Origin of the sequence: Streptomyces sp. NPDC026672 (assembly GCF_040638185.1) — a bacterium.
GTDB lineage: Bacteria > Actinomycetota > Actinomycetes > Streptomycetales > Streptomycetaceae > Streptomyces.
In genome coordinates, this window is the sequence record NZ_JBEZXS010000040.1 from 29,571 (window position 1) to 44,147 (window position 14,577).

General features: G+C 75.0%; 8 protein-coding genes and 1 pseudogene. 8 read left to right on the forward strand and 1 reads right to left on the reverse strand.

All coding sequences use genetic code 11. The features are described from left to right. Positions 1 to 45: 45 nt before the first annotated feature. Positions 46 to 225 (reverse strand): DUF6104 family protein, encoded by a 180-nt coding sequence (locus AB0F77_RS33850; RefSeq protein WP_018544467.1) that lies wholly within the window; start codon positions 223 to 225, stop codon positions 46 to 48. Positions 226 to 610: 385 nt separating this feature from the next. On the opposite strand from AB0F77_RS33850, the pseudogene AB0F77_RS33855 reads away from it, so the two are divergent. The 8 genes and pseudogenes from AB0F77_RS33855 to fxsT form a co-directional block, all read left to right on the forward strand. Further along, positions 611 to 961 (forward strand): annotated as a pseudogene (locus AB0F77_RS33855) (CU044_2847 family protein); the annotation flags it as partial. Positions 962 to 1,296: 335 nt separating this feature from the next. After that, positions 1,297 to 3,414: a trypsin-like peptidase domain-containing protein gene (locus AB0F77_RS33860; RefSeq protein ID WP_361955629.1), complete on the forward strand. Its 2,118-nt coding sequence runs from the start codon at positions 1,297 to 1,299 to the stop codon at positions 3,412 to 3,414. A gap of 112 nt (positions 3,415 to 3,526) precedes the next feature. Further along, positions 3,527 to 4,549: a MoxR family ATPase gene (locus AB0F77_RS33865; RefSeq protein WP_361955631.1), complete on the forward strand. Its 1,023-nt coding sequence runs from the start codon at positions 3,527 to 3,529 to the stop codon at positions 4,547 to 4,549. Positions 4,550 to 4,556: 7 nt separating this feature from the next. Continuing rightward, positions 4,557 to 8,012 (forward strand): SAV_2336 N-terminal domain-related protein, encoded by a 3,456-nt coding sequence (locus AB0F77_RS33870; protein WP_361955633.1) that lies wholly within the window; start codon positions 4,557 to 4,559, stop codon positions 8,010 to 8,012. A 32-nt stretch (positions 8,013 to 8,044) separates the two neighbouring features. Beyond that, entirely contained in the window at positions 8,045 to 8,224 is a 180-nt protein-coding gene (gene fxsA / locus AB0F77_RS33875; RefSeq protein ID WP_361955635.1) for an FxSxx-COOH cyclophane-containing RiPP peptide, read from the forward strand. 170 nt (positions 8,225 to 8,394) lie between these two features. Then, entirely contained in the window at positions 8,395 to 9,585 is a 1,191-nt protein-coding gene (locus tag AB0F77_RS33880) for an FxsB family cyclophane-forming radical SAM/SPASM peptide maturase (RefSeq protein ID WP_361955637.1), read from the forward strand. Next, positions 9,585 to 11,309, forward strand: coding sequence for an HEXXH motif-containing putative peptide modification protein (locus AB0F77_RS33885; protein ID WP_361955703.1), 1,725 nt, complete (start codon positions 9,585 to 9,587; stop codon positions 11,307 to 11,309). Before AB0F77_RS33880 ends, AB0F77_RS33885 begins: the two co-directional genes overlap by 1 nt. Positions 11,310 to 11,439: 130 nt before the next feature. Beyond that, complete coding sequence (gene fxsT / locus AB0F77_RS33890; protein WP_361955639.1) at positions 11,440 to 14,448, forward strand: FxSxx-COOH system tetratricopeptide repeat protein; 3,009 nt, start codon at positions 11,440 to 11,442, stop codon at positions 14,446 to 14,448. Positions 14,449 to 14,577 lie beyond the last annotated feature (129 nt).

Below are 14,577 nucleotides of genomic sequence, written 5' to 3' on the forward strand. Positions count from 1 at the left end.
TCGGGAGCGCTCCCGACGGGGGTGCGGTTCCGGAGAGGGGTGGTGCTACTCGTCGTCCTCGTCGTCCAGGCGGGCGAGCCACGTCGCCAGGCGTTCGACCGGCACCTCGAAGTCCGGGTTCAGGTCGACGAAGGTCCGCAGCTGCTCGGCGAGCCACTCGAAGCTGACCTCCTCCTCGCCGCGCCGCTTCTCCAGTTCCTCGATGCCGCGGTCGGTGAAGTACATGGGGGCTCTCCTGGGTGATGCGTGGGTGTGACGGTGACTCGGTACCAGCGTAGGCCGCGGTCGGAGTGCCTGGTCGTGCGCGGTGCGCGCTCCCGGTGCGCCCCTCGGTGACGGTCCGGGCGGTCCGAGTGGCGCGGGGTGCGGGGGAACCGGGGCGGGGCGCAGGGGTAGGGGGTGCCCGGTGCGGGAAGGACAACTTCCCCGCGGAAGGTGACATGAGTCGACCCGCGTGGGGAGAGCGCACGGTCACGAAGAAACGAATCGGTGCGGGGTGTGCCGTTCGGCTGCCGGGTGGACGGTCGTGCGGGTACTTTGCGCCGTCGGCACCCCCACGTCGGTCCGTGCTCGGGCGGGCGGGGGGGCTCGGGGGAAACGGGGGAAGGCCATGGCACGGGACGTGACGCGGGTGGCGCGGATCGAGTTGCCGGACGGTACGCCGGTGTGGGCGCGGATTTCGGGCGCCGAGGAACTGGGGGCGCCGGCGGGGGAGTTGTCGTACACCGACACGGGTTTCGCCGAGCGGGTGGAGGCGAGCGTCGAGAGTCTGCACTCGCTGGTGACCGGGGTGGCGCGGTCGCTCGCGGGGCCGTTGCGGGCGGTGCGGCCGGACGAGGTGAGCGTCGAGTTCGGCATCGAGCTGACGGCCAAGGCGGGGAAGGTGGTGGGCCTGCTGGCGGACGGGGAGGCGAAGGCCGGCATCACGGTCACCCTCACCTGGACCAACGGCGGCCCCCCGGACCCCACGGCCCCGGCCTCACCGCCCTCGCAGGCCCCACCGGGTGCGCCGACGCCAACGGCTCCCTCGGCTCCGCCGGCCCCGACGGTGCCACCGACCACGCCGGGCTCCGCACCCGCGACACCGCTCCCGGACGTCCCACCGACTCCATCGACGGCCTCGGCCCCACCCACCCCACCGATGGCAACGCACCCCACCCCCCTGGTCGACCCCCGCCCCACCCTCCGCAATCACCCCACCCCCGTTCCCAACCCCCCGACCCCCCACTCTCCGGGTGCGTGGGGCGGCGGTTCGGGGCACGGGGGCGTTCGGGGGGTCGGTTGTGGGGAGCGGGGATGAGTGGGGGGTACGACGGGGGCGCACCGGAGGGCCACCGTGCCGCGCAGCATGCGCTGCGTGAACTCGTCATCGCGGCCACCGTGCGCATTCATCGCACACGTGTCGGGTATGCCCTGGACGAGCCCGACACCTTCCTCGGCAGCGGATTCTTCATCGCCCCGAACTGGGTTCTGACCTGCGCACACGTGGTACACGGCGAGGAGGGGGGCGAAGTGACCGTGGTGTACGAGAGCGGACCGGAGCAGGGGCCCTCCGTCGTCGCCGGCCGGGTCGCCGCGACCCTGCCCGAGCACGTGGGGCAGCGGGTGCGCGGCAGCTGGCCCGCCCCGGACCTCGCGCTGGTCCGGCTGCGCGAACCCGTCGGCCACGACTGCGTGTACGTCTCCGAGCGGCCCACCGCGCAGTACGGCGAGGGCCGGGTCTTCTACGCGGGCTGGACCGTGACGGGAGGCCAACTCCAGCTCCTGGACGGGTTCCTGACGGTGCAGGGCGCCATCGGCGGCTGGTCCTCGGGCGTGCAGATGCGGCTCGGGCAGAACGACCTGCCGCGCGGCGTCTCCGGCGGCCCGGTGATCGACCCGGCGCGCGGCGAGGTCATCGGCGTGCTCAAGTCCCGCTCGGACAACGGCACGGGCGGCACCTCCACCGGCATCGACCGGCTGCGCACGCTCCAGGTCCCGCCGGGCGCGGTCCGCACCGAGCACGACGACGTCTACCAGGCCGTCTTCCACGCCCACGACCGCTACCACCGCGACCGCCAGCAGCCCTCCGACTCCCGCCGTCCCACCTGGGCGGACGTCCAGGGCGGACTCGGGGCCCGGCCGGGCCGGGTGCTCGGCCCGGACCGGCGCGGGGAACTGCTGGGCCGGCTCGCCGAACTGCCGCCGCCCGACACCACCCGCACCCTGCTGGACCTGCTCGACTCCCTGCCCAACTTCCAGGCGCCCGCCCTGACTCCGGCTCCGCGCGGCTGGCGGGACGGGCTCGGTGTGCTCTACGAGAACGCGCCGCGCGACGGCGCGCTGAAGCTGGTCCTCGACTACGCGGTGCTGGTGATGGCGGCCGACCGCCCGGCCACGCCGAGCAACCTCGCCGCCGAACAGGCGCTGTGGGACTGGGCGCGGCAGGTGTCGACGGGCCTCGACCCCGGTTACCGCAGCCGGCTCGCCCGGCAGCGCGTCCGGCATCTGGAGCGCCGCCGCGGCCGGACGCACGCGGGGCACACGGTGGTGCCGGGCGACCGGGACACCGCCGTCCTGCTGGAGGTCCTGCCGCGCGGCTGGGAACCCGACCGCTGCGACTGGTCGGTGTCCGTGAGCGGCCCGGACGGCGAGGTGACCCGGCTGCACGAGGTGGAACGGACCCGCCTGGACGACCTCCCGGCGCACGTCACGGCCCCCCTGGCCGAGGCGTTCCGGCGCTGCGACGGGCCCGGACGGCCCGTGGCCCTGCACGCCGCGCTCCCGCACGGACTGCTCGGACTCGCCGTCGACACCTGGCGGTTGAGGCCGGACGGGCCCCCGCTCGGCGCGCAACGGCCCGTCGTCGTGCGCTGCTCCGACCGCGACCAGCTGCCCGGCGACGACGGCGGTCCGGGAGCCGCGGACGGCCACGGCGGACAGGGGTACGGCGGGCACGGGGACCGGGGGCACGACGACGAGGAGCGGCGCGACCGCTGGAGCCGGCTGCACGCGCGCGACGCGCAGGCGGAGGTGCTGGACTGCGACGACGGGGTACGCGAACCGGTACCGGCCGCGGTCGAGTTGCGCGACCTGCCGCCCCGCACGGTCCCGGTCCTGTGCCGGTACGGCGACGAGCGGTACGAGGACGACACGGCCGCGCTCGGCAGGATCGTGCGCGCGGGGTTCGGCGTGGTGCTGTGGCGCCGCTGGCAGGGCCTGCCGGACGCCGTGTGCGGGGAGTTCCACCGGGGCGCCAGAAAGGCGGTCGACGACGGGGACGGCGCGGCCTTCCTGCCCGACCTGGTGCACGGACTGCGGGTGAAGCTGCGCGCGGGGCTCACGGAGGCGTACTGGGCCGACGGCATCGCCCTGCTGTACGACGATCCGCACCGCCCCCTGCCCGGAACCGGAGATCTCCTGGAGGCACCCTGATGCGACCGCCCGCCTGGCCCTTCCGGCCCCTTACCAGGCTTCGGGCGGCTCGATACCGTGAGGCACGTTCGACGGCCGCCGTGGTGCGACGAGTGACGACGAGGACCGGACCATGACCGAATCCAGTGAGTGGCTCATCTACCGAGGCGCCGGGGAACCCCACGACGGCATGAACCGGCTGCCCCCGCCCCCGCCCTGGCGCGACTTCTCCGGCCGGGACGCGGCCGACGGCGGCGACGGCTCCCGCGACCGCAGGCTCGGCGCGCACCGCCACCTCGCCGAACTGCACCGGCCCGGCGCCGAGGAACTGGAGATGATCAACGCGGCGCTGTACCTGCGCCGCCCGCTGCTGGTCACCGGCAGCCCCGGCGCGGGCAAGAGCACGCTCGCGCATTCGGTGGCGTACGAACTCGGGCTCGGCGACGTCCTGCGCTGGTCCATCGTGAGCCGCTCCGCCCTCCAGGACGGCCTGTACCACTACGACGCCATCGCCCGGCTCCAGGACGTCCAGATCGCCGCGCAGGGCGGGTTCGGCAACGCGGCGGGCAGCCCCGGGGCCGTCGAGGCCATCGGCAGCTACATCCGGCTCGGCCCGCTCGGCACCGCCCTGCTGCCCTCGGACACCCCGCGCGTACTGCTCATCGACGAGCTGGACAAGAGCGACATCGACCTGCCCAACGACCTGCTCAACGTGCTGGAGGAGGGCGAGTTCCAGATACCCGAGCTGGAACGCATCGCCGACCGGCTGCCCGACGGCGAGGCCGAGGTGCTCACCGCCGACGGCACCAAGGTGCGGGTCCGCGACGGCCGGGTGCGCTGCCGGGCCTTCCCGTTCGTGGTGCTCACCAGCAACGGCGAACGGGACTTCCCCGCCCCGCTGATGCGCCGCTGCATCCACCTGGAGCTGGGCCGGCCCGACCACAACCGGCTCGCCACCTTCGTCCGTGCCCACCTCGGCGACGAGGCGGCCCGCGCCGGAGACGACCTGATCGGCCGTTTCCTGGAGCGCTCGCGCAGCGAACTCCTCGCCGCCGACCAGCTCCTGAACGCCATCTACCTCACCGACGCCGCCGCCCCGCCCAGTCGCGACCGCCTCGCCGACCAGCTCATCCAGCGGCTCGACCGCCCGAGGTGAGGCGCTCATGCCCGACGCAGCGGCGCGACACGGCCCGGACCCGGTGAACGGCTCCTTCGGCGACCCCATCGCCGAACTCGTCGTCCGGCTGCGGGAGATCGGCCTCGACCCGGACGCCGAGACACTGAGCGACGCGCTCTGGCTGGCCCGCTGGTCGCGCCCCGCGCACGCCGGTGACGTCGGGGACGCCGACGGCACGGCCGCCGCAGGGGGCGTACGCCCACCGCGCACGACCGGCGACCTGCCGGCGGACCGGCGTCCTTCGCCGTCGGACGAGGAGCGCCGTCCGCCGCACCCGACGCCGCAGCCCGCGGACGCCGGGCCCGACCGGCACGTCGCGCTGTACCCGCCGCCGCAGGACGGCTCCTCCCGCACCCGCGCGTCGGCACGGACGACGGCGCTGCCCGTCGGTGTGCCCGCGGCCCCCGTGCTGCCCGCTCCACTCGAACTCCAGCGCGCATTACGGCCGTTGCAGGCGTACCGCAGCCCCGCCCCGCCGCTGCGCACCGAGCTGGACGAGACCGCGACCGCCGAACTCAGCGCTCGCGCGGGCGGGTTGATCCTGCCCGTGCACCGGGCCGTCACCCGCGGCGACGCCCGGCTGCACCTGGTGCTCGACGCCTCGCCCGCCATGCGGGTGTGGGACCGCATGTTCGCCGAACTCCAGCAGGTCTTCGGCCAGTTGGGCGCCTTCGGCGACATCCAGGTCAGCCATCTGCACACCGGCCCGGACGGCCGACCCGCCGTCAGCCGCAGTGCCGACGCCCACGCGGCGCCGCTGCACACCGCCGACCGGCTCAGCGACCCCACCGGCCGCCGGATCGTCCTCCTCGTCAGCGACTGCGCCGGGCCGCTGTGGCGCAGCGGCCACGCCCACCGGCTGCTGCACCAGCTGTCCCGGCAGGGCCCGGTCGCCGTCCTCCAGCCGCTGCCGCAGCGCCTGTGGAACCGCACCCGGCTGCCCGTCTCCTACGGCGAGCTGACCCGCGGCGAGACCCTCGGCGGCGCCGCCGCGCTGCGCGTGCGCACCAAGGCGGGCGCTCCCGCGGGCGGGCCGCCGGGGGCCCTCCCGGTGCCGGTGCTGCCGCCCGAGCCGGTGGCGCTCGGCGCGTGGGCGCGGCTGCTGTCCGGGGCCGGCTCGGGGCCCGTCGCCGGCGCGGTGGGCTGGGTGCGTGCCGACCAGCCGCCCGCCCCCGAGGCGCGGCCCGGCCGCCGGCCGACGCCTGTCGAACGGGTCAGCCGGTTCCGCTCGGCCGCCTCCCCGGCCGCCGGCCGGCTCGCGGTCTACCTCGCGGCCGCCCCGCTCTGCCTGCCCGTCATGCAGTTGGTGCAGCGCACGATGCTGCCCGACTCCGGGCCCTCCGAACTCGCCGAGGTCCTGCTCGGCGGGCTCGTCACGCGGGCCCGCGAGGAGTACGGCGCCGACGGCGTCCAGTGGTACGAGATGCCGCCCGAGGTCCGGGAGGCGCTGCTGTCCACGCTCGGCCGCGACGAGGCCGTCCTCGTCCTCAAGCACTGCTCCGCCTACATCGAGCAGCGCTTCGGCAAGGGCGGCCCCAACTTCCCGGCCCTCGCCCTCGCCCAACTCGGCGACGGCCCCCCGGAACGCGGCCCCGGTGGCCCCGGCGGCCCCGGACGCCCGTACGCGTCCGGCACCGGACACCCCGGCGGGAGCGGCTTCGGCGGGTTCAGCGGTTCGAACGGTTTGAACGGTGTGAACGGAGACAACGGGGACAACGGCTTCAACGGTGACCACGGCGACACCACGCTGGTCCCGCAGCCCTTCGCGGAGGTCGCCGCCCGCGTCCTGGAGCGCTTCATGCCCCTGCCCGAGCAGTTCCGCGTCTACGGAACCACCACGGGCGGCGCCGGCGGCCCCGGCGGCGGGGAGCGGACCACGCACCCCGCGGTCACCCGGGCCCGCTCGCTGCTCGCCCGGTTCGACGACGAGGGCATGGTGCAGGACCTGATCGACGCCGTGCAGTTCCTGCGCGGTGCCGCCGAGCACGAGAGCCCGCCCGGCGCCGACCCCGAGCTGTGGGCCGAGTACGCCCGCTGCACCCTGCGCCTGTGGGAGGTGCAGGGCGGCGCGGAGCTGCTGCGGGAGGCGGAGGCCGCCGCCGAACGGGCCGTCGCCCAGCCGCACGCCCTGCGGGAACGCTCCGCGCTCGCCCGGGTGCTGCACGCCGCCGCCACCGACCGCAGACGCCGCGGCGACCGGCGCGGCGCCCTCGATCTGCTGCGCCGCGCCGACCGGGAGTACGCCGTCGCCTGCGGCGCCCCCGACCTCGACCAGGAGGAGGCCCTGCGGCTCACCCTGGAGCGGGTCGGCGCCCTGGAGGCGCAGTGGCGGCTCGGCGGGGACAGCGCGCTGCTCCAGGGCGCGGTCGGCATGCTGGAGGCGTTCACCGACGCCTGGCCGGACCGCCGCACCCGCCCGCCCGGACTGCCCCTCGCGCACGGCCGCGTCCTGCTGCTCCTGTCCGACGCGACCACCGACCCCGGACAGGCCCGCGGCTACGCCGACCAGGCCGCGCGCTCGCTGCGGGAGGCGCTGGAGGCCGAGCCGGGCGAGCCGCTGCCGGATCGCGGCAGGGTGGTGCTCGACCTGGTCGACGCGCTGCTCGGGTCGGACGGCGACCTCGACGAGGCGCAGGACCACGTCGACGAGGCGCTGGCCACCACCCACCGGCGAGGCCGGCGCGCGGCCCTGCACGTCCGCGCCGGACGCATCGGGACCGCCCGGTACGCCGAGTCCGGCGACCCACGCCAACTCCAGGACGCGGCCCACGCGTTCGCCACGGCCGCCGCCGACATGCCGCGCGACGCGGCCGGGTACTCCGACGTCCTCGCCGAGTGGGGCGAGACGCTGCTGCGCCGCGCCGAGTCCGAGGCGCCCGCCCGCGCGCGGGACGCCCTGTCGCAGGCGGTGCGGGTCCTGCGGGACTGCCGCACCGAGACCCCGGCGGGCAGCGCGCGCATGGCGTACCGGCTGCTGCTGCTCGGCCGCGCCCTGATGCTGCGCTACCGGCAGCGCGGCGACCGGGTCGACCTCAGGGAGGCGGAGTACCTCTTCGGGCTCGCGGCGGCCGACGCGGACGCCCCGCTGCTGGCCGCCCGCTGCCGGCTGGAACTCGGGCAGGCGCAGTACGAGGCGTACCGCGGCCTCGGCCGGCCGACCCGGCTGGACGACGCGGTCGACGCGTTCCGGCTGGCCGCCGAGTCCGCCCGCGAGGCGGAGGAGGGCGCCCCGACCGACCGGCGCCGCCAGGAGGCCGTGGAACTGGGTGCGCAGGCACACCACTGGCGGGGTATGTCCTACGAGGCGGCCGCACGCCCGCGCGCGGCCCGCGAGGCGTACCGCGCGGCCCGCGCCGAGTGGTCCAGGCTCCCCGAGGGCAGCCTGAGCACCACCCGCCCCACGGCCGCCGACACGGCCGCACGCCTGGCCGAGCTGGAGTGAACCGGAGCGCACACGACGAGGGAGACCGGCACATGACGGAACGGACCGACACCCCCGCGGAAGCGGACGAGGCGCTGCCGGACCTGCTGGGCGTGGACCTGGAGGAGCTGCGCACCGTCCAGCACCCCGTGCTGCGCGAGGTCCTGGCGGACCTGCGCGAGCGGGCGACCCGGCCCAGCGAGATGCTGTGGGGCTGGAACAACGCGATCTGACCCCGCACGAGGGACGGCGGCACGGCGGGCCCGCGCCACGCCGGTTTCGGTCGAGTCCGCCTCCCCCTCGGACGGAATCGAACATTCCGCGTTTGGAGCGCTCTCCGGCGAGGGATGCCGTTCCCGAACGCACGGGTCGTGATACGGGCATACGACATGGGGGTGCAGGTGTGTCCGGAGAGGCCGTTCCCGAACGCACATCACAACCTCCCCTTCCCTTCAGCCAGTTCGTGGTGAAGGTGCACGGCCGCTGCAACCTCGCCTGCCGCTACTGCTACCTCTACGCCGGGCCCGACCACACCTGGCGCACCCGCGCCGCCGCCGCGTCCCCCGAGGTGCTGGACCGCACGGCCTCCCGCATCGCGGAACACGCCCGCGCCCACCGCCTCACCGCCGTCTCCCTGGTCCTGCACGGCGGGGAGCCCCTGCTCGCCGGAGCCGCCCGGCTCGGCCGGTTCGCCGACCTGGTCCGTGAGCGGGTGCCGGCGGGCTGTACGGTCCGCGCCACCGTGCAGACCAACGCCACACTGCTCACCGAGGACGGTCTCGCCACCCTCGCCCGGCACCGCGTCGGCGTCGGCATCAGCCTGGACGGCGGCCTCGCACGGCACAACGCGCGCCGCGTCGACCACGCGGGCCGCCCCTCCTGGCCCGCCGCCGCGCGCGGTGCCCGCCTGGCCGCCGAGCGCTTCCCCGGGACGTACACCGGGATCCTCGCCGTCGTCGACCCCGCCCAGGACCCGGTGGAGACGTACGAGTCCCTGCTCGCCCTGCGCCCGCCGGCCCTCGATCTGCTGCTGCCGCACGGCAACTGGAGCGCCCCGCCGCCCGGTTGGGACGCCACCGGCCGGGTGTACGGCGACTGGCTGTGCGCCGTCTTCGACCGGTGGTGGGGCGCGGAGCGGCGCGAGACACGGGTACGGCTCTTCGAGGAGTGCGTCGCCCTGCTGCTCGGACTGCCCGCCGCCACCGAGTCCCTGGGGCTGGCTCCCCTGGACTTCGTGGTGATCGAGACCGACGGCTCCATCGAACTGGTCGACTCCCTGAAGTCGGCGTACGAAGGGGCCGCGCGCACCGGCCTCGACGTCTTCCGGCACGCCTTCGACGAGGCCCTGGACCACCCCGGCGTGGTGGCCCGGCAGACGGGCGCCGCGGCGCTCTCCGGGCAGTGCCGGGCCTGCCCGCTGCTCACGGTCTGCGGCGGCGGCCACTACGCCCATCGGTACCGGGCCGGACACGGCTTCCGGAACCCCTCCGTGTACTGCGCCGACCTCCAGCGCTTCGTCCGCCACGTGGCCGCGCGGCTCGCCCGGGGCACGACCGCCGCCGTCCCGGCCTCTCGTGAAGGGGACACACCGTGATACTCCAGGAGGTCCCGGACGGGGCCCTGGCCGAACTCGCCCGCACCGAGGGCGGACCCGACACCCTGGCGCTGCTCGCGCGCGACCAGGACACCCGGCGGCTGCTCCTGCTGCGCGCCGTGCTGGACGCGGCGGAGGCGGCCGACGAGGCGCTGTGCGCCGCCGCCGACAAGGCACGTCTGCGCGACGCGTGGTCACTGCTCACGGAGTCCGACCGCACCGGGGGAGACACCCGCGACGCCCGACACCCCCGCACCACCGACAGCGACCGCGCCGACCGCGCCGACAGCACCGGGCCCGCAGGCGCAGCGGCTCGGGCCGACCGTACCGACCGTACCGACCGCGCCGACCGCGCCGACCGCGCCGACATTGTCGACCGTGCCGACCCGCCGGGCCACGTCGGACGCAGCGGCAGCACCGGTGGCGCCGGCCGTCCCGGTGACGTCGGCGACGCCGACCGCGCCGGACGTCCCGGTGCCGTTCTCCCCGGCAGTGCCGGCGGCGTCTCGTCCGCCCGTGCGCTGCTGCTGCGGCCGTTGACCGGGGCGTGGGCGGTGCGGTGTCTGCGGGGTCTGCTGGAGCCCGAGGGACGCGCCGGGGCGGCCGGAGCGCCGTATCCGGGCGATCCCGGGGCCCGTCCCGGCGGGGACGAACTGAGCCGGGACCTCGCCCATCTGGGCGCCCTCGCCGCCGCGGCGGCGGCACGCGCCGGCCTCGCCTTCGACCTCCGTCTGACCGCCCGGGACGGCACGCTCGTCCTGCCCTCCCTCGGCGCCCTCCGCACGGCGGACCCCGGCGCCGCCACGGTCCGGGTGACCGGCCGCAACGGCTGTCTGACACTCCGGCAGGGGTCGGCGCCCGACGTGGTCGTCTTCCTGGAGGCCGGATACGGCGCCTGGTCCGGATCGCCCGCCTGGAGCCCGGCGGGCGCCCTGCCCGGCCTGACCCTCGACGCCGCGCCCATGCCCCTCGACGACCTCGACCCCTACCGCGGTGTGCGCGCGGACCCCCGCCACCGCACCCTCAGCGGACCGGCCACACTGGACGACGTGGCCCGCAAGCGCTGGCTCCAGGCGTGGTCCGGCACGGCGGCCGCCCTGCGCACCGGCGGCGAACGACGGCAGACCGAGGCCCTGGCGCTGCTGCGCTGCCTGGTGCCGCTGGAGATGCCGCCCGGAGCCGACGGCCGCGGCGGATGCAGCGCCACCCGGCGCGAGGCGTTCGGCGCCCTCCTCAGCAGCACCCCGCCCAGCCCCGTGGCCTTCGCCGCGACCCTCGTCCACGAACTCCAGCACGCCAAACTCGCCGCGCTGGGCGAGATGGTGACGCTGCATCAAGAGGACGGCGAGGAACGGTACTTCGCGCCCTGGCGACCCGACCCACGGCCGTACGACGGCCTGTTGCAGGGCGCCTACGCGCATCTCGGGCTCGCCGACTTCTTCCAGCGCCGGGCCCTCACCGCCGAACCCGCGCACCGCGAGTCCGCCTGGGTGCAGCACGCGCGCTACCGCGCCCAGGTCGGCGCGGTCCTGCCCGCCCTCGTCGGCTCGCCCCGCCTCACCGCGCGGGGACGGCGGTTCGTCGACGGCATGGCCGCCGCCCACGAGGCGATGGCCACGCATCCCGCCCCGCGGGGGCACACCGCCCGTGCCCAGGCGTACCTCAGGGCCGCCCGCACCCTGTGGACCCAACGGCAGTCCTCCGCCCCGGGGCCGAATGAGTGAAGATACCCGCGCCCGGCCCTCCGCTGCGCGAAGATCGTCGCGCCGAGGCGTCCTTCGCGGGCGCGCCCCACTTACCAGCGATGCGCCGAGGTTCTACGATTTTTCAGGACTACGCGCTGGAGGCCGCTGCATGTCTGGAGCTCGTACGCCGGTCGGGCCGACCGAGGACGCGGCGAAACCGACCGTCACCATCAGCTTCGCCGGGTTCAACCGGGCCTGGGCCGCCTGGATCGGCGACCGGCTCGAACGGCGGGGGCTGCGCGTCGTGTTCCAGCGCTGGGATTCGCCGTCCGACATCCCCCTGGCCGACCTGCTGCGCGACCTCAAGCTCTCCGAGGGCCGCATCCTCATCCTGGTCAGCGAGTGGTACTTCCAACTGGGCCCGCGCACCAACGAGGAGTGGAACGCGGCCCTGCGCGAGGTCGTCGCCCCCGACCCCTCCCGCTTCGCGGCCGTGTCCCTGACCACCGCGTCCGTCCCCTCGGCCGCGACCGTGCTCGGCGCGGTCAACCTCATCAACACCGGTGCCGAGGACGCCGAACGGCGCCTGCTGGAACGGCTCGGCCTGCCCTCCGACCCCCTGCCCGAGTCCACCGTGAGCGCCCGGCGCGGACCCCGCTTCCCGGCCACCATGCCCGAGGTGTGGGGCGGCGTGCCGCGCCGCAACACCCGCTTCACCGGCCGCGAGGCCCTGCTCAACGAGGCGTACCACCGGCTCACCGGCGCCGAGCCCGGCGCGGGCGTCGTCACCCTCCACGGCATGTCCGGCGTCGGCAAGACCCAGCTCGCCGCCGAGTACGTCTACCGCTTCGGCTCCGAGTACGACGTCGTGTGGTGGGTCAACGCCGAGAAACGCGTCACCTACCGCCGCGGCCTCGCCGAACTCGCCCCGAAACTGGGCCTCCAGACCGGCCAGGAGTACGGCGAACGGCTGCGCGCCGTACGCGACTCGCTGCGCCGGGGCGACCCGTTCGCCCGCTGGCTGATCATCCTGGACGGCGCCGACGAACCCGACCAGGTGTGGGACCTCGTGCCGACCGGCCCCGGGCACGTCATCGTCACCTCGCGCAACCCCGAGTGGAGCGAGCACAACAGCATGCTGCTGGAGGTGCCCGTCTACGAGCGCTACGAGTCCGTCGCCTTCATCCGCCGCCGGGCGCCCCGCCTCTCCGAACCCGAGGCCGACCAGCTCGCCGACGCCCTGGAGGACCTGCCGCTGCTGCTGGACCAGACGGCGGGCTGGCTCAACGACTCCGACCTGTCGGTCGACGACTACATCGCCCTGCTGGAGGGCGGCATCGACCAGGACGTCGTCAAGGTGTCGGCGGACTTCCCGCTCGCCTTCCAGACCGCCTGGTCGATACTGCTGAACAAACTCCGCGAGACCGTCCCCGAATCCGTCGACCTGCTGCGGCTGTGCACCTTCTTCGCGCCCGGCTTCATCCCCGTGCGCCTCCTCAAGGAGATGCCCGCCGACGACCTGCCCGAGCAGATCGCCCGGCTGCTGGACGACCCGCTGCTGTGGAACAAGGCGATCAACCAGCTCCGCCAGTACTCGGTGGTCCGCCTGGAGTCCCACGAGAGCGCAGGCGACGAGGCCGTCTCCTCCGGCGAGTCCCTCTACCTGCACCGGATGGTCCACCAGATCGTCCACAAGGACATGCCCGACGCGGACCGCGCCGAGTTCGTCGACGTCGTCCGCCGCGCCCTCGCCGCCGCCGACCCGCGCAGGCCCACCGACACCCGCCTGTGGCTCGGGTACGCCGAACTCGTGCCCCACCTCAAGTACGCCGACGTCCTCCAGAGCAAGGACCCCCGGGTCCAGGGCCTGGTCCTCAACTGCCTGCGCTACATGTACTTCTCCGGCGAGTACGCGGCCGGCATCAAGCTCGGCGAGCGCGCCATGGAAGCCTGGCGCGAACTGCTCGGGCCGAGCCACCCCCGCATCTGGGAACTGGCCTTCCACTACGTCAACGTGCTGCGCGCGGACGGCGAGTACGCCAGGACCGAGGCCCTCGACCGCGCCGCCGTCGAACACCTGCGGGAGGAACGCGGACCGGAGGACCTGGAACACCTGCGTGCCGCCAGCGGCCTCGCCGCCGACCTGCGCGGCCTCGGCCGCTACGACGAGGCCCTCGAACTGTCCCGCTGGGTCGTCGTCGCCTACAACGGCCTGCTCGGCGAGCAGGACTCACGCACCCTCAACGCCCGCAACAACATCGCCGTCTCGCTCCGGCTGCTCGGCTCCTACGCGGAGGCGCTCGACATCGACCGCCAGGTGATGGAGTCCCGCAGGACGCTCCTCAAGGGGCGCCACCCCTGGACGCTGGACTCCCAGATCTCCTACTCCATCGACCTCCGGCTGCTCGGCCGCTACGGCGAGGCGGAGTCCGTCCAGGCGCAGAGCGTGCGCGAGAACCGGATCGTGATGGGGGAGAACAACCCCCAGACCCTCAAGGCCGAGTACAACCTCGCGCTGTGCCAGTACCGCAGCGGCGATCGCGCCAGGGCCGCGGAGCTGTTCACCGGGGTCCTGGAACGCGGCGAGCGCGTCATGGGCGAGACCCACCCCTGGACCCTGATGTTCGCCTGCGCCCAGAGCTGCTTCGCCCGCGAGAACGGCGACATCGACCAGGCGCGGGAACTCAGCGAGGCCGTCGTGGCCCGCTACGAGGTGATGCTCGCCGACACCCACCCCTTCGTCGCCGGGGCCCGCGCCAACCAGGCCCTGATCCTGCGCAACGTCGGCGAGCGCGAACACGCCCACGTCCTGCTGGAGCAGTCACTGGCCGCCATGGCCGCCGCCGTGGGCGAGCACCACCCCTGGACACTCGGCTGCGCCGTCAACGCCTCCGCGCTGCGCAACCTCGTCGGCGACACCGAGGGCGCCGCCGCGCTCAGCAAGGCCACCGCCACGCACGCCACCGACGTCCTGGGCCGCTCCCACCCGCTCACCCTGTCCGCCCGGATCGCGTACGCCGCCGACCTCCGCGGACTGCGCGAACGCCAGCGGGCCGAGAAGGTCGAGCAGGAGGCGCTCTCCGACCTCGACACGACCCTGGGCAAGCAGCACGTCCACACCATCTCCGCCCGCTCCCGCAACCGCCCCTTCTGGGACTTCGAACCCCAAACCACGTAACGCCCCCACACCAAAGGGCCCGCCCCCGAACTGATCCGGGAACGGGCCCTTCAGCGCCCCGAAGGGGCGCGGGGCTCTGTCGATCTGCGGCTCCGCCACGTGGGCGCGACCAGCCACAACGAAGCCCGC